This window comes from Dermacoccus sp. 147Ba, assembly GCF_004151355.1.
Classification (GTDB): Bacteria; Actinomycetota; Actinomycetes; order Actinomycetales; family Dermatophilaceae; genus Dermacoccus; species Dermacoccus abyssi.
On sequence record NZ_SEHL01000003.1, the window covers coordinates 346,905 to 365,210 of the forward strand.

General features: G+C 67.6%; 23 protein-coding genes. 19 read left to right on the plus strand and 4 right to left on the minus strand.

What is annotated here, in order from left to right; translation table 11 throughout:
* The first annotated feature begins 2 nt into the window (after positions 1-2).
* The 15 genes from rplR to truA all read left to right on the plus strand — a co-directional run bounded on the left by rplR (position 3) and on the right by truA (position 9,792).
* Entirely contained in the window at positions 3-377 is a 375-nt protein-coding gene (rplR, locus tag EVU97_RS06075) for a 50S ribosomal protein L18 (protein ID WP_047310378.1), read from the plus strand.
* Between the two features lie 37 nt (positions 378-414).
* Positions 415-1,062 (plus strand): 30S ribosomal protein S5, encoded by a 648-nt coding sequence (rpsE, locus tag EVU97_RS06080; protein ID WP_047310377.1) that lies wholly within the window; start codon positions 415-417, stop codon positions 1,060-1,062.
* Complete coding sequence (gene rpmD / locus EVU97_RS06085; protein ID WP_047310376.1) at positions 1,062-1,244, plus strand: 50S ribosomal protein L30; 183 nt, start codon at positions 1,062-1,064, stop codon at positions 1,242-1,244. Before rpsE ends, rpmD begins: the two co-directional genes overlap by 1 nt.
* Positions 1,245-1,246: 2 nt before the next feature.
* Positions 1,247-1,717 (plus strand): 50S ribosomal protein L15, encoded by a 471-nt coding sequence (gene rplO, locus EVU97_RS06090; protein WP_129664298.1) that lies wholly within the window; start codon positions 1,247-1,249, stop codon positions 1,715-1,717.
* A gap of 218 nt (positions 1,718-1,935) precedes the next feature.
* A complete protein-coding gene (secY, locus tag EVU97_RS06095) occupies positions 1,936-3,249 on the plus strand; it encodes a preprotein translocase subunit SecY (RefSeq protein WP_118912232.1) in 1,314 nt (437 codons plus the stop codon).
* The gene (locus EVU97_RS06100) at positions 3,249-3,827 is read left to right on the plus strand and encodes an adenylate kinase (protein WP_129664300.1); all 579 of its coding nucleotides are present in this window, start codon (positions 3,249-3,251) and stop codon (positions 3,825-3,827) included. Before secY ends, EVU97_RS06100 begins: the two co-directional genes overlap by 1 nt.
* Positions 3,827-4,744 carry a M24 family metallopeptidase gene (locus EVU97_RS06105; RefSeq protein WP_129664302.1) on the plus strand — a complete coding sequence of 306 codons (918 nt, stop codon included), beginning with the start codon at positions 3,827-3,829 and terminating at the stop codon, positions 4,742-4,744. Before EVU97_RS06100 ends, EVU97_RS06105 begins: the two co-directional genes overlap by 1 nt.
* A gap of 191 nt (positions 4,745-4,935) precedes the next feature.
* Positions 4,936-5,157, plus strand: coding sequence for a translation initiation factor IF-1 (gene infA / locus EVU97_RS06110; protein ID WP_006946284.1), 222 nt, complete (start codon positions 4,936-4,938; stop codon positions 5,155-5,157).
* 89 nt (positions 5,158-5,246) lie between these two features.
* Complete coding sequence (rpmJ, locus tag EVU97_RS06115) at positions 5,247-5,360, plus strand: 50S ribosomal protein L36 (RefSeq protein ID WP_007928044.1); 114 nt, start codon at positions 5,247-5,249, stop codon at positions 5,358-5,360.
* A 280-nt stretch (positions 5,361-5,640) separates the two neighbouring features.
* On the plus strand, positions 5,641-6,015 hold the full coding sequence (rpsM, locus tag EVU97_RS06120; protein WP_047310371.1) for a 30S ribosomal protein S13: 375 nt from the start codon (positions 5,641-5,643) through the stop codon (positions 6,013-6,015).
* A 65-nt stretch (positions 6,016-6,080) separates the two neighbouring features.
* The gene (gene rpsK, locus EVU97_RS06125) at positions 6,081-6,488 is read left to right on the plus strand and encodes a 30S ribosomal protein S11 (RefSeq protein ID WP_047310370.1); all 408 of its coding nucleotides are present in this window, start codon (positions 6,081-6,083) and stop codon (positions 6,486-6,488) included.
* Positions 6,489-6,535: 47 nt separating this feature from the next.
* Positions 6,536-7,144 carry a 30S ribosomal protein S4 gene (gene rpsD / locus EVU97_RS06130; RefSeq protein ID WP_047310369.1) on the plus strand — a complete coding sequence of 203 codons (609 nt, stop codon included), beginning with the start codon at positions 6,536-6,538 and terminating at the stop codon, positions 7,142-7,144.
* Positions 7,145-7,299: 155 nt separating this feature from the next.
* Positions 7,300-8,319, plus strand: a complete 1,020-nt coding sequence (locus tag EVU97_RS06135) for a DNA-directed RNA polymerase subunit alpha (RefSeq protein WP_047310368.1) — start codon at positions 7,300-7,302, stop codon at positions 8,317-8,319.
* A 60-nt stretch (positions 8,320-8,379) separates the two neighbouring features.
* Positions 8,380-8,850 carry a 50S ribosomal protein L17 gene (rplQ, locus tag EVU97_RS06140; protein WP_047310367.1) on the plus strand — a complete coding sequence of 157 codons (471 nt, stop codon included), beginning with the start codon at positions 8,380-8,382 and terminating at the stop codon, positions 8,848-8,850.
* Positions 8,851-8,955: 105 nt separating this feature from the next.
* Positions 8,956-9,792: a tRNA pseudouridine(38-40) synthase TruA gene (gene truA, locus EVU97_RS06145; protein WP_129664304.1), complete on the plus strand. Its 837-nt coding sequence runs from the start codon at positions 8,956-8,958 to the stop codon at positions 9,790-9,792.
* 2 nt (positions 9,793-9,794) lie between these two features.
* On the opposite strand, the gene EVU97_RS06150 is transcribed toward truA, so the two are convergent.
* Positions 9,795-10,361, minus strand: a complete 567-nt coding sequence (locus EVU97_RS06150; RefSeq protein ID WP_129664306.1) for a helix-turn-helix domain-containing protein — start codon at positions 10,359-10,361, stop codon at positions 9,795-9,797.
* A 250-nt stretch (positions 10,362-10,611) separates the two neighbouring features.
* On the opposite strand from EVU97_RS06150, the gene rplM reads away from it, so the two are divergent.
* From rplM to EVU97_RS06170, 4 genes are all read left to right on the plus strand, one after another.
* The gene (rplM, locus tag EVU97_RS06155; protein ID WP_047311058.1) at positions 10,612-11,061 is read left to right on the plus strand and encodes a 50S ribosomal protein L13; all 450 of its coding nucleotides are present in this window, start codon (positions 10,612-10,614) and stop codon (positions 11,059-11,061) included.
* Positions 11,062-11,091: 30 nt separating this feature from the next.
* The gene (rpsI, locus tag EVU97_RS06160; RefSeq protein WP_047310364.1) at positions 11,092-11,601 is read left to right on the plus strand and encodes a 30S ribosomal protein S9; all 510 of its coding nucleotides are present in this window, start codon (positions 11,092-11,094) and stop codon (positions 11,599-11,601) included.
* Between the two features lie 115 nt (positions 11,602-11,716).
* On the plus strand, positions 11,717-13,072 hold the full coding sequence (gene glmM / locus EVU97_RS06165; protein WP_129664308.1) for a phosphoglucosamine mutase: 1,356 nt from the start codon (positions 11,717-11,719) through the stop codon (positions 13,070-13,072).
* A gap of 161 nt (positions 13,073-13,233) precedes the next feature.
* Positions 13,234-14,418 (plus strand): aminotransferase class I/II-fold pyridoxal phosphate-dependent enzyme, encoded by a 1,185-nt coding sequence (locus tag EVU97_RS06170; protein ID WP_129664310.1) that lies wholly within the window; start codon positions 13,234-13,236, stop codon positions 14,416-14,418.
* A 141-nt stretch (positions 14,419-14,559) separates the two neighbouring features.
* Here the strand turns inward: EVU97_RS06170 and EVU97_RS06175 are convergent, their stop codons facing one another.
* The 3 genes from EVU97_RS06175 to EVU97_RS06185 all read right to left on the minus strand — a co-directional run bounded on the left by EVU97_RS06175 (position 14,560) and on the right by EVU97_RS06185 (position 18,142).
* Positions 14,560-15,543: a malate dehydrogenase gene (locus EVU97_RS06175; protein WP_129664312.1), complete on the minus strand. Its 984-nt coding sequence runs from the start codon at positions 15,541-15,543 to the stop codon at positions 14,560-14,562.
* A 223-nt stretch (positions 15,544-15,766) separates the two neighbouring features.
* Positions 15,767-16,387, minus strand: a complete 621-nt coding sequence (locus tag EVU97_RS06180; RefSeq protein ID WP_006946116.1) for a carbonic anhydrase — start codon at positions 16,385-16,387, stop codon at positions 15,767-15,769.
* A 30-nt stretch (positions 16,388-16,417) separates the two neighbouring features.
* On the minus strand, positions 16,418-18,142 hold the full coding sequence (locus EVU97_RS06185) for a fumarate hydratase (protein WP_129664314.1): 1,725 nt from the start codon (positions 18,140-18,142) through the stop codon (positions 16,418-16,420).
* Positions 18,143-18,306: the final 164 nt, after the last annotated feature.

The following is an 18,306-nucleotide window of genomic DNA, read 5'->3' on the forward strand; positions in this document are numbered from 1 at the left end:
CCATGGCAAAGATCGTCAAGCGTTCTGCGTCCAAGTCCGCAGCTCGTGGCCGTCGCCACCTGCGTCTGCGCAAGAAGGTCACGGGTACGGCTGTCCGTCCCCGTCTGGTCGTCTCGCGTTCCAGCCGTCACGTCTTCGTCCAGGTCGTCGACGACACCGTCGGTAAGACGGTTGCGTCCGCTTCCACCATGGAAGCCGACCTGCGCACCTTCGACGGTGACAAGTCCGCCAAGGCCCGCAAGGTCGGTGAGCTCGTCGCCGAGCGCGCGAAGGCTGCCGGCATCGAGGCCGTCGTCTTCGACCGTGGTGGTAACCGGTACGCCGGTCGCGTCGCCGCGATCGCCGACGGTGCCCGCGAGGGTGGCCTGAGCCTGTGATGACCAACAAGAACAACGCCGAGAAGAGGAATGTCTGATGGCTGGACCCCAGCGTCGAGGCGCCGGTACCGCTCAGACGGGCGGCGAGCGCGACAACAACCAGCGTGACAACCGTCGTGACGGCGGTCGTCGTGACGGCGGCCGTGGCCGCGGTCGCGAGGAAGAGCGCAACCAGTACGTCGAGAACGTCGTCACCATCAACCGTGTCGCCAAGGTCGTGAAGGGTGGTCGTCGCTTCAGCTTCACCGCCCTCGTGGTCGTCGGTGACGGTGACGGCACCGTGGGTGTCGGATACGGCAAGGCCAAGGAAGTTCCGGCCGCCATCGCCAAGGGTGTCGAGGAGGCGAAGAAGAACTTCTTCCGCGTCCCGCGCATCCAGGGCACCATCCCGCACCCCGTCCAGGGTGAGGACGCCGCAGGCGTCGTCCTGCTGAAGCCGGCTTCGCCGGGTACCGGTGTCATCGCCGGTGGTCCGGTTCGCGCCGTGCTCGAGTGCGCAGGTATCCACGACGTCCTGTCGAAGTCCCTGGGTTCGTCGAACTCGATCAACATCGTCCACGCGACGGTCGCGGCCCTCAAGGGTCTCGAGCGTCCGGAGGCTGTCGCCGCCCGCCGTGGTCTGCCGCTCGACGCGGTTGCCCCGGCAGCGATGCAGCACGCGATGTCGGCAGGAGCTGATGCGTGATGGCTAAGCTCCAGGTGACCCAGATCCGTTCCGAGATCGGTGGCAAGCCGCAGCACCGCGAGACCCTGCGTTCGCTGGGCCTCAAGCGCATCGGCCACACGGTCGTCAAGGAGGACCGCCCCGAGTTCCGTGGCATGGTCCGCGCGGTCGCGCACCTCGTGACCGTCGAGGAGGTTGACTGACAATGGCTGACACCAAGGCAGCTACGGGCGGTTCGACCCTGAAGATCCACAACCTGCGTCCCGCCCCGGGAGCCAAGACCGCGAAGACCCGTGTCGGTCGCGGTGAGGGCTCGAAGGGTAAGACCGCAGGCCGTGGTACCAAGGGTACGAAGGCTCGTTACCAGGTTCCCGCCCGCTTCGAGGGTGGCCAGACGCCGCTGCACATGCGTCTGCCCAAGCTCCGCGGCTTCAAGAACCCGTTCAAGGTCGAGTACCAGGTTGTGAACCTGGACAAGATCTCGGCTCTCTTCCCGAACGGTGGCGACGTCGACGTCGCTGCGCTCGTCGAGAAGGGTGCGGTCCGCAAGGGCCAGCCGGTCAAGGTGCTCGGCACCGGTGACATCACCGTCAAGGTGAACGTCACGGCCCAGAAGTTCTCGGCTTCGGCCAAGGGGAAGATCGAGGCCGCCGGCGGTTCCGTCACCGCTGAGTGACGCACTGTTCGACCGATGAACCCCGGTCCGGGGGAGTCACGATGTGACCGCCCGGGCCGGGGTTCTTCGCATCACGGGGGAACGGACAGGTATCGTTCATCCGTTGATGCTTGCGCCCGGCGTACCCGCGCCCGAGTCGCGAACTCACCTGACGGCCTTTTGGCCCGACGGATCGATCCAAACACCTGCCACGTAAGCGCGTGGCGCAGGAGGTTGTAGTGCTCACCAGTTTTGGACGCGCCTTCCGGACGCCCGAACTGCGGAACAAGATCCTGTTCACGCTAGCCATCATGGCGCTGTTCCGGCTCGGGTCGCACATTCCGACGCCCGGCATCAGCTTCGACCTGGTGAAGAAGTGCCAGGAGGCGGCTACCGGATCGGGCAGCCTCCTCGGCCTGGCCAACCTGTTCTCCGGTGGCGCGCTGCTCCAGCTGTCGATCTTCGCGCTCGGCATCATGCCGTACATCACCGCGAGCATCATCGTTCAGTTGCTCACCGTGGTCATTCCCCGCTTCGAGCAGTTGAAGAAGGAAGGCCAGAGCGGCCAGGCCAAGATGACGCAGTACACGCGTTATCTGACGATCGCTCTCGCTCTGTTGCAGAGCTCGACGCTCATCACGGCGGCCCGCAACCCGTCCTCGATCCTGGGTGGCTCGCCGGCGACGTGTTCGACGATCATGCCGGACGACTCGATCCCGACGATCCTCATCATGATCATCACGCTCACGGCGGCCACGGGCCTCATCATGTGGCTCGGTGAGCAGGTCACGGAGCGTGGAATCGGCAACGGAATGTCGCTGCTCATCCTCACCGCCGTCGCCGCCAGCGTGCCGCAGAGCATCTGGGCGATCCGCGATCAGGGTTGGGGCAAGTTCCTCATCGTCGTCGTCATGGGTTTGGCCATCACCACGGCCGTCGTCTTCGTCGAGAACAGCCAGCGTCGCATTCCGGTGCAGTACGCCAAGCGCATGATCGGTCGCCGTTCCTACGGCGGGACGACGACGTACATCCCGCTCAAGGTCAACATGGCCAACGTCATCCCGATCATCTTCGCGACGTCGTTGCTCTCGCTGCCCATGCTCGTAGCGCAGTTCCAGGGATCTTCGACCAACCCGCCGAAGTGGGTGGAGATCATCAACACCTACTTCGCGCGAGGCGACCACCCGCTGTACATGGCCGTGTACACGGTGCTCATCGTGTTCTTCACGTTCTTCTACGTCTCGATCACGTACCAGCCCGACGAGGTTGCCGACAACCTCAAACAGGCCGGCAGCTTCATCCCGGGCGTGCGCGCCGGATCCTCGACGGCGAAGTACCTCAGCTACGTGCTGAACCGCATCACGACGGTGGGTGCCATCTACATCGCGGTGCTTGCGCTCATTCCGCTCATCGCCCTCGCGCTCGTCAACGCGAACCAGAACTTCCCGTTCGGTGGCGCGTCGATCCTCATCCTCGTCGGTGTGGGTCTCGAGACCGTCAAGCAGGTCGACTCCAAGCTCCAGCAGCACAACTACGAAGGGTTCCTCCGATAATGCGACTCATCATTCTCGGCCCTCCCGGGGCCGGCAAGGGAACTCAGGCCGAGCGACTCGCGGCCGGACGCGGTATCCCGCACATCTCGACCGGTGACATCTTCCGGGCGAACATCCAGAACGAGACCGAGCTCGGTCTCAAGGTGAAGGACATCCTCGCCTCGGGCGGTTACGTCACGGACGAGATCACCAACGAGATCGTCAAGAACCGTCTGGCCGAGGACGACGCGAAGGCCGGCTTCCTCCTCGACGGCTACCCCCGCACGGCGAACCAGGTGGACGCTCTCGACGCCATGCTCGCGGAGAAAGGTGAGGCGCTCGACGCCGTCCTCGAGCTCACGGTCGACGCGGAGGAAGTCGTGCAGCGACTCGTCAAGCGCGCCGAGACCTCGGGTCGTAGCGATGACACCGAAGAAGTGATTCGCGAGCGCCAGGAGCTGTACGTGCGTGAGACTGCACCGCTCGCGGAGGCGTACACGCAACGCGGGATGCTCGTGCAGATCGACGGCATGGGTTCCATGGACGAGGTCGAGGCTCGCATCAACGCCGCGCTCGATCAGGTTTCCTCGGCACGCTGATGTTCGGACGCACTCGCCTTCCCCTGAAGTCGAGCGACGACATCCGCGCGATGCGCCGGGCCGGTCTCGTGACCGGCTCGGCGCTTCGTGCGTCCGCGCTCGCCGCCCGTCCCGGCATGACGACGCAGGACGTCGACGCCGTCGCCCACGACCACATGCGTGAGCGTGGCGCCACGCCCTCCTTCCTCGGCTATCACGGCTTCCCGGCCACCTTGTGCATCTCGGTCAACGACGAGGTTGTTCACGGCATCCCCGGGCCCCGGGTCCTGAGCGAGGGCGACGTCGTCTCCCTCGACTGCGGTGCGATCGTCGACGGCTGGCACGGTGACTCCGCGCTGACGTTCGTCGTCGGCGCGAGCGACGACAACCCGGCCGGCGCCGCACGGGTGGCGGCTCGTCACGCGGGGGAGGACCCCCACCTCGACGAAGCAGGGCTGATCGCGGCCGCCGGGGGCGATGCCGTGCGTTCCCTCGTCCTCGCGACCGAAGGTTCGATGTGGGCCGGCATTCGAGCCCTTGCCGCCGGCAAGCGCCTCAACGACGTCGGCTCCCAGGTCGAAGCCGCCCTGCGCACGGGGTACGCCGAACTGGCCGACTTCGAGATCGTCGACGGGTACACGGGCCACGGCGTCGGGCGCGAGTTGCACCAGGAGCCGACGGTCTACAACGAGGCAGTCTCGGAGCGGCTGCCGAAGGTCGAGACCGGCCTGGTTGTCGCCGTCGAGCCGATGGTGACGCTCGGAACGTACGAGACCCACGAACTCGACGACGGCTGGACGGTCAAGACCGACGACGGCTCGCTCGCCGCCCACTTCGAGCACACGGTCGCCGTCACCGAGCGCGGCCTGTGGGTTCTCACCGCGCACGACGGCGGGCGCAGCGCGCTCGGCGACCTCTACGGAGGGCTCGACGACTGAGGTGTCCGTGCGCCTTCGCAGGCGTGTGCCTCGGCGCCCGCCGTCCCCGATTTGGGGATGGCGGACGCTGATCGTAGACTGGTGAACGGTCTGTTTGTCACACCCTGCCCGAACCTGGGTCACGGCGTGTCGCGGACCTGCACGAGATCACACCCAACCGGGGTGGGATCGCTCAGCGAAATGCGGAGGACATGGCCAAGAAGGACGGTGTCATCGAGATCGAGGGCACGATCGTCGAGGCTCTCCCGAACGCAATGTTCCGGGTCGAGTTGACGAACGGTCACAAGGTGCTCGCACACATCTCGGGCAAGATGCGTCAGCACTACATCCGAATCCTCCCTGAGGACCGGGTCGTGGTGGAGCTCTCGCCGTACGACCTGACCCGCGGCCGTATCGTTTTCCGTTACCGCTGATTCAACCCAGTCCCTGGCCGGCGCGCTGCTCCCTCGCGGATGCAGCGCGGCTCGCGTGTCAGGGGCGCGATCGACAAGACAGCAGGCAGATGAAGGTTCAGCCGAGCGTCAAGAAGATCTGCGACAAGTGCAAGGTGATTCGCCGTAACGGGCGCGTCATGGTGATCTGCGACAACCTGCGCCACAAGCAGCGCCAGGGCTGATCATCCCCTAGAGCATCTTGCTCGCAGCGTCTTCCACAGGACGCAGCAAAAACAACTGCAGCACCCGGCCCCACTGGGCTCTGACGAGATCCGCACGCGGATCGTCGTCGAGATCTCATCAGAGCGATGGAAACAGCGATCTGTTCACGAGACACGCCAGTGGACGTCACCCCCGGCGCGGAGGCCGGGGACCCGCGGACCCGCCGACATCGGCAACGGGGTTCACGCCATAGCGGGACCGGTGTTGCTCCAGACCTCCGCTCATGATTCAGGAGAACTCATGGCACGTCTCATCGGTGTCGACCTGCCGCGCGAGAAGCGCGTCGAGGTCGGCCTCACGTACATCTTCGGCGTCGGACGCACCCGCGCTCAGGAGACGCTGGCAGCAACCGGCGTCAACCCGGACACCCGTGTCCGCGACCTCACCGAGGAAGATCTCGTCAAGTTGCGTGACCACCTCGAGGCCAGCTTCCGCCTCGAAGGTGACCTGCGCCGTGAAATCGCCGCCGACATCCGCCGCAAGGTCGAGATCGGTAGCTACGAGGGTCTGCGCCACCGCCGTGGCCTGCCCGTGCACGGTCAGCGCACCAAGACGAACGCTCGTACCCGCAAGGGTCCGAAGCGCACCGTGGCCGGCAAGAAGAAGGCCAAGTAAGTCACTCAGCTCACGCTGAGCACGACTACTTCCTCTAACGAGCGTCGAAACAGGAGATTCGAACTATGCCTCCCAAGAGCCGTACGGCCGCGGGCGCCAAGAAGGTGCGCCGCAAGGAGAAGAAGAACGTTGCTGCGGGCCAGGCCCACATCAAGAGCACGTTCAACAACACCATCGTTTCCATCACGGACCCCACCGGTGCCGTGATTTCGTGGGCGTCCGCGGGCCAGGTTGGCTTCAAGGGCTCCCGCAAGTCGACCCCCTACGCAGCGCAGATGGCCGCCGAGGCCGCCGCGCGTCGTGCCATGGACCACGGCATGCGCAAGGTCGACGTCTTCGTCAAGGGCCCGGGTTCCGGTCGTGAGACCGCCATCCGCTCGCTCACCGCAACCGGCCTCGAGGTCGGCGCGATCAGCGATGTCACGCCCACGCCGCACAACGGCGTCCGCCCGCCCAAGCGTCGTCGCGTCTGATCACCAGATCCGCACGACCTTCCTGACGAACTAGGAGACAACCCACCATGGCCCGTTACACCGGCCCGATCACCAAGAAGTCGCGTCGACTCAAGACCGACCTCGTCGGTGGCGACAAGAACTTCGAGATGCGCCCCTTCCCGCCCGGACAGCACGGCCGCGGCCGCGTCCAGGAGAAGGAGTACCTCCACCAGCTGCAGGAGAAGCAGAAGGCTCGCTTCACCTACGGCGTCATGGAGAAGCAGTTCATCCGTTACTACAAGGAGGCCGCGCGCCGTCCTGGTAAGACCGGTGAGAACCTGCTCGTCATCCTCGAGTCCCGCCTCGACAACGTCATCTACCGCGCAGGCCTTGCCCGCACCCGTCGTGCCGCTCGTCAGCTCGTGACGCACGGTCACTTCGAGGTCAACGGCAAGCGCGTCGACGTTCCGTCCTACCGCGTGGAGCAGTACGACATCATCACGGTCCGTGAGAAGTCGCGCGAGGCTTTCCCGATCCAGCTCGCTCGCGAGACGTTCGGCGAGCGTCCGGTTCCGGCGTGGCTGCACGTCGTGCCCGGCACGCTGCAGGTGCTCATCCACCAGCTGCCGACCCGTGAGCAGATCGACAGCCAGCTCACCGAGCAGCTCATCGTCGAGCTCTACTCGAAGAACTGATCCTTCTTCACGTCGGACGGCGGCAGGCCGCACCCAGTGCGCCCGCCGCCGTCCACCGGCCGGTTCGAGAGACAGAGCTCGTTCCGGCGCAGGACTCGATTCCTGCTCGTTCACCCGGCGTCAAATAGCGGTCGCCGTAGGAAAGGACATCGACAGTGCTCATCGCACAGCGCCCCACCCTGTCGGAGGAAGTTGTCTCCGAGAGCCGTTCGCGGTTCGTCATCGAGCCCCTGGAGCCGGGCTTCGGCTACACGCTCGGCAACTCCCTGCGTCGCACCCTGCTCTCGAGCATCCCCGGTGCCGCCGTCACCAGCCTTCGCATCGACGGTGTGCAGCACGAGTTCTCGACGATCCCGGGCGTCAAGGAAGACGTCACCGAGGTCATCCTCAACATCAAGGGTCTGGTCGTCTCCTCGGAGCACGACGAGCCCGTGGTGATGTACCTGCGCAAGCAGGGCCCCGGAGTGGTCACCGCCGCTGACATCGCGCCCCCGGCCGGTGTCGAGGTGCACAACCCGGACCTCGAGATCGCCACGCTCAACGACAAGGGCAACATCGAGATGGAGCTGACGGTCGAGCGCGGCCGCGGTTACGTCTCGGCAGCGCTGAACAAGTCGGCGGAGCAGGAGATCGGCCGCATCCCGGTCGACTCCATCTACTCGCCCGTGCTGGCCGTGACCTACAAGGTCGAGGCCACGCGAGTCGAGCAGCGCACCGACTTCGACAAGCTCATCGTCGACGTCGAGACGAAGAACTCGATGGCTCCGCGTGACGCCATGGCTTCGGCCGGTTCGACGCTCGTCGAGCTGTTCGGTCTGGCCCGTGAGCTCAACGTCGAGGCCGAGGGCATCGACATGGGCCCGTCGCCGACCGACGCCGCGCTCGCCGCGGACCTGGCTCTGCCGATCGAGGACCTCGACCTCACCGTCCGCTCCTACAACTGCCTCAAGCGCGAGGGCATCCACACCGTGGGTGAACTCGTGTCCCGCAGCGAGGCCGACCTGCTCGACATTCGTAACTTCGGTTCGAAGTCGATCCACGAGGTCGCCGACAAGCTCCGTGACATGGGCCTCCAGCTGAAGGACAGCCCGCCCGGGTTCGACGCCAGCGTCATCGCCGACCGCTACGACGAGGACGCCGACGGCGCGGACCTCGCCGAGGACGAGCAGTACTGAGCAGCTTTTCGGATCGCTCCGAGCCCACTCGGAGCGGACCGGTAGACCAAGGAGAAACACATGCCTACCCCCACGAAGGGTGCCCGCCTCGGCGGTAGCCCGGCGCACCAGCGGCTGATCCTGGCCAACATGGCCACGCAGCTGTTCGCCCACGACCGCATCACGACGACGGAAGCCAAGGCCAAGCGCCTGCGTCCGTACGCCGAGCGCCTCGTGTCGTTCGCCAAGCGCGGTGACCTCGCCTCGCGTCGTCGCGTCATGCGTTCGATCGGCGACAAGGGCGTCGTCCACCGCCTCTTCACGGAGATCGCGCCCGACATGGCCGAGCGTCCGGGCGGTTACACGCGCATCACCAAGATCGCTCCCCGTAAGGGCGACAACGCCCCCATGGTCGTCATCGAGCTCGTGCGTGAGGCCTACTCCGCCAAGCAGTCGACGGTCAAGGAGGCCGAGGCTGCCACGCAGCGTGCGGCCAAGGACGAGCAGGCCGCTCCGGCCGCGACTGAGGCTCAGAAGGTCGACGAGGCCTGAGCGTCACGCTCGTGATTCCCGCCTTGCGCTGATCATCTCGGACGGAGCCCACCCTTCCTCTTCGGAGGTCGGGTGGGCTCCGTCGTTGTCGGTAGGCTTTCGCCCATGCGCTTTCGGATCGACTTCGCCTACGACGGCACCGAGTTCAGCGGGTGGGCGGCGCAGCCGGGGCGCAGGACGGTCGAGGGTGAACTGACCTCGGCCCTCGAGACGGTGTGCCGTGTCGCCGGCCTCGAGCTCACCGTGGCCGGCCGGACGGATGCCGGTGTCCACGGCCGTGGGGGCGTCTGCCACGTCGACCTCGACCGGACGGTGGCTGAGCGTCTTCCGGGACGCAGCGATCGCACGCCGGCCGAGGCGCTCGTCACCCGGCTCAACGGAGTTCTCGCGCGTGATGTCGTCGTGCGACGCGTGGCGAACGTCTCCGAAGACTTCGACGCGCGCTTCTCGGCGACACAGCGGCGCTATTCGTATCGCATCCTCGACCGACCGGAGCAGCTCGACCCGTTGCGCCGCCACGACACGGTCGTCGTGAAGCGGGGCCTTGACGTCGAGGCCATGAACGAGGCAGCCGCGCGACTCGTCGGGCTGAACGACTTCGCGGCGTTCTGCAAGAAGCGCGAGGGAGCCACGACGATTCGCACTCTCCTGCACTACGGCTGGAGCCGGGACGACGAGGGTGTCGTCGTCGGGCGGATCGAGGCCGATGCCTTCTGCCACTCGATGGTGCGGGCCCTCGTCGGCGCGGTCGTGCCTGTGGGGGAGGGGCGCAGGGATGTCGGCTGGCCACGCGAGGTGATGACGTCCGGCCGTCGTGACCCGGGCGTCGTCGTCATGCCGGCGCACGGCTTGTGCCTCGAGGAGGTCTCGTACCCGCCGGCCGAGGAGTGGGCAGCGCGCGCGGAGGCGTCGCGTGTCATGCGCGAGCTGCCGCACGCCTGAGCTCAACTCGGCGGCAGGGGCAGCGGGATGACGGTGACGGCCACCCGGCGAGCGCCGGGTGTACCTGCACCCATGCGGCGGTAGCGCCCGAGCAGCGCCTCCATCTCGGAACGCAGCGCGCTCATCTGCTCCTCGCTCACCAGGACGGGAGCGTCGAAGGCGCGGCACTCCTCCTGCCACACGTAGGTCCAGCCCTCCTGCTCGTCGACCCAGGCGTGGGCGCGTTCGCTGACGTGGGTGACGTAGTCGTGCTCGAGCCACCGGGCGTCCTCCGCGTCGGCCTCGTCGATGAAGCCGAGAGCATCGGTCGTCGAACCGTCTTCATCGTCGGATTCGTCGTCGGCGATCGCCCACACCCGGGTCTTGGCGTTGCCAAGCCCGGTGTCCTCGACGAGGCCCGCCGATTCGAGGACACGCACGTGGTAGCTCGTGGCGCCGGTGTGTGTGCCGAGTGCGCGGGCGAGCTCGGCGGAGGTCGAGCCACCGTGCAGACGCAGATGGGCGAGGATGCGTGAGCGCAGAGGGTGAGCGAGCACTCGGTAGGTGTCTGCGGCAGCCGTGGGCTCCATGGCATCCAGGGTACGACGCGTGAGGATTTTGCACAAAAGTTGTGCAAAGAGTGACTCGTGCGCGGAGGTGGCCCACTGAGCGGCGATGAAAAGCGTTGGGCCGCAATGGTTGTCACGGTTTGCGCTCGATTGGTTCAGGTCAGCAGGGCCGCGTAACATTGACATCTGTTGCTTCGCAGCGCGCCCTGCACAGGGTGTGACGTGCGAAGTGGCCGCCCCCATCGTCAACGACAGAACGAAGGGAACGACCGTGCGTACGTTCACCCCCAACCAGGAGTCGGCTCAGGCCGACCGCGCCTGGCACGTCATCGACGCCACCGACGTCGTTCTGGGTCGCCTCGCGTCCCAGACCGCGGCGCTGCTGCGCGGCAAGCACAAGCCGACGTTTGCTCCGCACATCGACACCGGTGACTTCGTCATCATCATCAACGCCGACAAGGTTGCCCTCACCGGCGCCAAGCTCGAGAAGAAGAAGGCCTACCGCCACTCCGGTTTCCCGGGTGGTCTGACGGCGACTTCCTACACCGAGCTCATGGCGAAGGACCCGGAGAAGGCCGTCGAGAAGGCCGTCCGAGGCATGCTGCCCAAGACGAAGCTGGGCCGCGCCCAGATCGCCAAGCTCAAGGTGTACCGCGGTGCCGAGCACCCGCACGCCGCGCAGCAGCCCAAGCCGTTCGAGATCACCCAGGTCGCGCAGTAATCGCGCCTGCCAAGAATTCTTAGGAGAAACGTGGCAGACCAGAATGTCGAGCTCGACGCCCTCGAGACGGACGAGCCGCAGCTGACGGAGTACACGAGCGAGTCGACCGGCCCGGTCGGCGAGGACGGCGAGGTTCGTCGTCCGTCCGCATCCGCACCGGGTGCGGCCACGGGCCGTCGCAAGCAGGCCATCGCCCGCGTGCGCATCGTCCCGGGCACGGGTGAGTGGAAGATCAACGGCCGCTCGCTCGAGGAGTACTTCCCGAACAAGGTGCACCAGCAGATCGTCAACGAGCCCCTCGTTGCCCTCGAGCTGAACGGTGCGTACGACGTCCTCGTGCGCGTGCACGGCGGTGGCCCCTCGGGCCAGGCCGGTGCCGTTCGCCTCGGTGTCGCTCGTTCGCTGAACGGCGTCGACGAGGAGCTGAACCGTCCGGTGCTCAAGAAGGCCGGCTTCCTCACGCGTGACGCACGCGTGCCGGAGCGCAAGAAGGCCGGTCTCAAGAAGGCCCGCAAGGCTTCGCAGTTCAGCAAGCGCTGATCCACGCGCTGCACTGCTCGAATCGCTCCGTATCCGGCCCATGCGCCGGGTGCGGAGCGATTCGCGTACCGCCGCGTATTGTGGAGAGAGATTCCGAAGACCTCAGGAGGGGCACATGGGCCGCATGTTCGGCACTGACGGTGTGCGTGGCGTCGCCAACCAGGACGTCACGGCAGAGCTCGCACTCGGGCTGTCCGTCGCAGCAGCACGGGTACTCGTCGAGGCCGGGGAGGTCTCGGCCGATCACGAGCGTCCCGTCGCCGTCGTCGGACGCGACCCGCGCGCGTCGGGGGAGTTCCTCGGTGCGGCCACCGTCGCCGGGCTCGCAAGCGCGGGCGTCGACGTCTACGACGCGGGCGTGCTGCCGACGCCGGCCATCGCCTACCTGACGGCGACGATGAACGCCGACCTCGGCGCGATGCTGTCCGCCTCGCACAACGCGATGCCCGACAACGGCATCAAGTTCTTCAGCCGCGGCGGCCACAAGCTGCCCGACGCGCTCGAGGACGCGATCGAGGCGCACCTGCATGAGGAATACGAGCGTCCGACGGGTGCGTCGGTCGGTCGTGTGCATTCCTACGCCGAGGGCAGTGAGAAGTACATCGGTCACCTGCTCGGGGCGCTTCCGCACCGCCTCGAGGGCCTCAAGATCGTCGTCGACTGCGCGCACGGCGCGGCCTCCGTCGTCGGGCCCGAGGTGTTTCGCCGCGCGGGCGCGGACGTCGTCGTCATCGGTGCGACGCCGGACGGGCTCAACATCAACGACGGCTACGGCTCGACGCACTTGGAGAAGCTGCAGGAAGCGGTCGTCGCGAATGGAGCCGACTTCGGTGTGGCCTTCGACGGTGACGCGGACCGCTGCCTCGCCGTCGACGGAACGGGTGAGGTGGTCGACGGTGACCAGATCATGGCGATCCTCGCGCTCGACCTCAAGGAGCGCGGCGTGCTCGCCGAGGACACGCTCGTCGCGACGGTCATGAGTAACCTCGGCATGATCAAGGCGATGGAGCGCGAGGGCATCACCGTCAAGCAGACCGGTGTCGGCGACCGCTACGTGCTCGAGGAGATGCGCCGCGGGTCGTACTCGCTCGGGGGCGAACAGTCCGGGCACGTCATCGCACTCGACCACGGCACGACCGGTGATGGCGTGCTCACCGGCCTGCTCCTCGCTGCGCGCGTGGCCTCGAGTGGGCGCTCGCTCGCCCAGCTCGGCGCCGTCATGCAGCGGATGCCGCAGAAGCTCATCAACGTCAAGGGCGTCGACAAGTCGGCCGTCGATTCGCACGAGGGCGTCCAGGCCGCTGTGCGCGCCGCCGAGAGCGACCTCGCCGGCGCCGGGCGCGTGCTGCTGCGCAAGTCGGGCACCGAACCGGTCGTGCGCGTCATGGTCGAGGCCGACACCGCCGAACGCGCGCACGCCGTCGCCTCGCACCTCGCCGACGTCGTCAAGCGCGAGCTGTCGATGGACTGAACTGCCGGCTACGCGCTTTCGTCCTGCGCCCAGATGCACCGGGTGCATCTGGGCGCAGTCGTCTGCCTCCCAGTCGTGTGGTGGCCCGGCGAGCTATCGACGGGAGCTGACGAACAGCGCCGACGGCCGTCACGCGTGCGGGGTGTGTCACAGTGGCAGGCATGAGCCTGCCAGCCGCCCAGCCGAGTCGACGCAGCGACGTCGAGCCGTTCCACGTCATGGAGGTGCTCGCCGCGGCAGCGGAACGTCAGCGCACGCACGGCGACGTCATCAGCCTGTGCGCCGGCCAGCCCTCGACGGGCGCGCCCCGTGCAGCCCGGGAGGCGGCCGTCGCGGCGATCGAGGCCGATGCGCTCGGGTACACCGAGACGGTCGGCATCCGGCCGCTGCGTGAGGCGATCGCCGCGTATCACCGCGACCTCGGCGTCGACGACGTGAGTGCTGACGACGTCGTCGTCACGACCGGGTCGTCGGGCGCGTTCACGCTGCTGTTCCTCGCTGCGTTCGACGGCGGCGACGAGGTGTGGATGACCCGCCCGGGCTACCCCGCCTACCGCAACACGCTGCGGGCGCTGGGGACGTCCGTCGTGGAGCTCGCGTGCGGCGCCGAGGTGCGCTACCAACCCACCGTCGCGATGCTCGAGGCGGAACGTGCCGCGCGCGTCGCCGCGCCGAAGGGGCTCGTCGTCGCGAGCCCCGCTAACCCGACGGGCACGATCATCGACGCGGACGAACTCGCAGCTATCGCGCGCTGGTGCGACGCACACGGCGTGCTGCTCGTCAGCGACGAGATCTACCACGGCATCTCGTTCGGGCGCGCGACGTCGAGCGCGTGGCAGACGTCGCGCCAGGGCGCCGTCATCGGTTCGGTGTCGAAGTTCTTCTCGATGACGGGTTGGCGCGTCGGGTGGATGCTCGTGCCCGCGCACCTGCGCCGACGCGTCGCCATTCTCGCCTCGAATCTCACGATCTGCCCGCCGGCCGTGTCACAGCATGCGGCGCTCGCGGCCCTCGGCGAGGCGGCACGCGGTGAGCTGGAGGAGCACGTCGAGACGTACCGGCGCAATCGTGAGTTGGTGCAGCGGCGCCTTCCCGAGATCGGGGTGACGACCTACGCGCCACCGGACGGCGCGTTCTACGCCTGGTGCGACGTCGCGCACCTCACCGACGACTCCGCGCGCTGGTGCGCCGACGTGCTCGCCGCGACGGGCGTCGCCATCACGCCAGGGGTCGACTTCGACCCCGTCGACGGGCACCGGTTCATGCGGATGAGCCTCGCTGTCGCGAGCGATGAGCTCGACGAGGCGTTCGACCGGATGGTGAGGTTCGTCGATAGCTCGTCATGACGCTGTGACGTCCTGCGGTTCACCAGTCGTGCCGGCTACGTCAGACGGCCCCGGTCGCTCGGGCCCTACTGTTCGTGGGATGCACGTCGGCGCGTCAGGAACCCCCTGGTCTCCTGACGCGCCGACGCGCGGTCTCGACGCTCAGATGAGCCCGAGGGCTCGGACGGCGTCTCGCTCACTCGAAAGTTCGGCGACGCTCGCATCGATGCGGGCGCGGCTGAACTCGTCGATCGTCAGGTCCGGCACGATGCGCCAGGCGCGGTCACGCACCGTCACGGGGAAGCTCGACACGAGGCCCTCGGGGACCCCGTAGGAGCCGTCCGACGGAACGGCCATCGAGACCATCGCCTCGGTGCCGAGCGCCCAGTCGCGCGCGTGATCGATGGTTGCGCTCGCCGCGCTCGCGGCCGAGGACGCTCCGCGCGCCTCGATGATCGCGGCACCGCGCTTGGCGACGGTGGGAATGAAGACGTCGTTGAGCCAGGCATCGTCGCCCACCTCGAGGCGCGCGGCACGGCCATGGACCGTCGCGTGCGTGACGTCCGGGTACTGCGTCGCGCTGTGGTTGCCCCAGATGATGACGTCGTGGATGTCGGTGACGCTCGCACCCGTCTTCGTGGCGAGCTGCGCGACGGCGCGGTTCTGGTCGAGGCGCGTCAGCGCACTGAAGCGCTCGTTCGGGATGTCCCGCGCGGCGTGCATCGCGATGAGGCAGTTCGTGTTCGCGGGGTTGCCGGTGACGGTGACCTGCACGTCATCGGACGCCGCGTCGTTGAGCGCCTCACCCTGCGGGCCGAAGATCCGGCCGTTGACCTCGAGCAGATCACCGCGTTCCATGCCCGGGCCGCGCGGCTTAGCCCCGACGAGCAACGCGTGGGAGACGCCGTCGAACATGCGGCGCGCGTCGGAGCCGGTCTCCATGCCCGCGAGCAACGGGAACGCGCAGTCCTGCAGTTCCATGACGGTGCCCTCGAGCGCGCCGAGCGCCTCGTCGACCTCGAGCAGGCGCAGCTCCACCGGCTGATCGGGCCCGAGCAGCTCACCCGCCGCGATGCGGAACAGGAGGCTGTATCCGATGGCACCTGCAGCTCCACTGACGGCGACGCGGACGGCGGGCTTGGGCATGACGGCTCATTTCGTCGGCGGGTTCTCGGACGAGACCTCGGGTCACCACTGACGGTAGGCCGAGCCGGCCCGCCGCGTCAGGGCCGAACGTCCCTGCGGGCCCTCCCGAGGCCCCCGAGTGTGCGAGTGGCCCGGGAGGGGCGCACAGCAGCCTGTGCGTGCCGCGACATCAGGCGTGCCGCCACTCGCTGGGGGACGGCGGCACGGTGACAGCGTCGGACGATCAGGCCGTGATGTCACCCAGGGTGCCGACGACGTGCGCCTCGCCCTCACCGATGTCGTAGTGCACGGCGACGACGGCGAGCCGGCCGGCGTCAATGCGATCACGGATCAGCTGACTGCGCTGGGGGAGGAGCTCGCTCGTCGCCCGGGCATGCTCGGCCTCGAACTGCTCGCCGGTCGTCAGCCCGTGCTTGCGCCCGTGCAGGATCGACGGCATGACGCGCTCGATGATCGTGTGGAGGTACCCCGGCGGCATGTCGCCGGTCTCCTCGGCGGCGAGCGTCGCGTTGATGGCGCCGCAGCTCTTGTGCGCGAGCACGACGACGAGCGGTGCGCGCAGCACCTCGGTGCCGAACTCGATCGAGCCGAGCACGCTGGGGTCGAGCACGTGGCCCGCGGTGCGCACGACGAACAGATCGCCGAGGCCCTGGTCGAAGATCATCTCGGCTGGCACGCGGGAGTCGCCGCACCCGAAGATGACGGCCTGGGGTGCCTGCCCGGCGACGAGCTCGCGCCGGCGCTCGCCGTCACTGTGCGGGCGCTGCGTCGTGCCGGAGACGAAGCGTCGGTTGCCCTCGACGAGGGTGTCCCAGGCCTGCTGCGGCGTGAGGGTGCTGCTCATGGTGGCTCCTTGGTGATGTCGCCGACGCCGTCAGCTCAGGCCGGGGCGGGTGGTGATGGTCATGGCGGTGGGCTTCGCGGTGGCCGCGAAGAAGTCGTCGCCCTTGTCGTCGACGACGATGAAGGCGGGGAAGTTCTCGACCTCGATCTTCCAGACGGCCTCCATGCCGAGCTCAGGGTACTCGAGCACTTCGACCTTCGTGATGCAGTCCTGCGCGAGGCGAGCCGCGGGGCCACCGATCGAGCCGAGGTAGAAACCGCCGTGCGCCTTGCACGCCTCGGTCACCTGGGCGCTGCGGTTTCCCTTGGCGAGCATCACCATCGAGCCGCCGGCGGCCTGGAACTGCTTGACGTACGAATCCATGCGGCCGGCCGTCGTCGGCCCGAACGAACCGGACGCCATGCCCTCCGGCGTCTTCGCGGGGCCTGCGTAGTAGACCGGGTGGTCCTTGAGGTACTGCGGCATCTCCTCGCCGGCGTCGAGGCGCTCCTTGATCTTGGCGTGCGCGATGTCGCGCGCGACGACGAGCGTGCCGGTCAACGACAGGCGCGTCTTGACGGGGTGCTTCGTCAGCTCGGCCAGGATCTCGGGCATCGGGCGGCTCAGGTCGATGTCGACGGCGGCGCCCTTGCCGGTCGAGCCCGCGCCGATTGCCGCGTCGCCGCTCTCGATGAGGTGCGCCTCGGTGACGTCGGGCAGGAACTGCGCCGGGTCGGTCTCGAGCTGCTCGATGAAGACGCCCTCGGGCGTGATCTTCGCGAGGCACTGACGGTCGGCCGAGCAGCTGACGGCGATGGCCACCGGAAGCGACGCACCGTGACGCGGCAGGCGCACGACGCGCACGTCGTGGCAGAAGTACTTGCCGCCGAACTGGGCGCCGATACCGAAGTTACGGGTGAGCTCGAGGATCTCCTCCTCGAGCTGCGGGTCGCGGAAGCCGTGACCCGTGGCCGCGTCTCCGGACGTGGGCAGTTCGTCGAGGTACTTGGCGCTCGCGTACTTGGCGGTCTTGAGCGCGAACTCGGCGCTCGTGCCGCCGATGACGACGGCGAGGTGGTAGGGCGGGCACGCGGCCGTGCCGAGGCTGCGCAGCTTCTCGTCGAGGAACTCGAGCATGCGCTTCGGATTCAGGATCGCCTTCGTCTCCTGGTAGAGGAACGACTTGTTCGCGCTGCCGCCGCCCTTGGCCATGAAGAGGAACTTGTAGGTTGTCTCGTGCCCCGGCTGGCTGTCGGCGTAAACCTCGATCTGTGCGGGCAGGTTGGAGCCGGTGTTCTTCTCGTCCCACATCGTCACCGGAGCCATCTGGCTGTAGCGCAGGTTGAGCTCGGTGTACGCGTCGAAGATGCCCTTCGACAGTGCCTCTTCGTCGGGCGCCGACGGGCTGTCGACGAGCACCTGCGAGCCCTTCTTGCCCATGACGATGGCGGTGCCGGTGTCCTGGCACATCGGCAGCACGCCCGCGGCCGCGATGTTCGCGTTCTTCAGCAGGTCGAGTGCGACGAACTTGTCGTTGTTGCTCGCCTCGGGGTCGTCGAGAATGCGGCGCAGCTGCGCGAGGTGCGCCGGACGCAGGTAGTGGGCGATGTCGTGCATCGCAGTCTTCGCGAGCAGTTCCAGGGCGCTCGGGTCGATCTCGAGGAAGGTTCGTCTGCCGGGGCCCTCGACGGTTCGGACGCCCTCGTCGGTGAGCTTGCGATAGGTCGTCGTGTCCTCGCCGATCGGAAGGAGGTCCGAATACGCGAAATCTGCCATGCGCGGAGCCTATCGGAGCGGTCGTCGTGTCCTCGGGGCGCCGCCATCCCGAATGCCGTCGTCGCGAGGGCGCGCCGAGGGCGGACATCTGTCCACAACTCACCCCTTGGAGGGTGACTGTTCGACCCTTATCGCCGCTCGCATAACGGGCCGGTTGCTTCTGC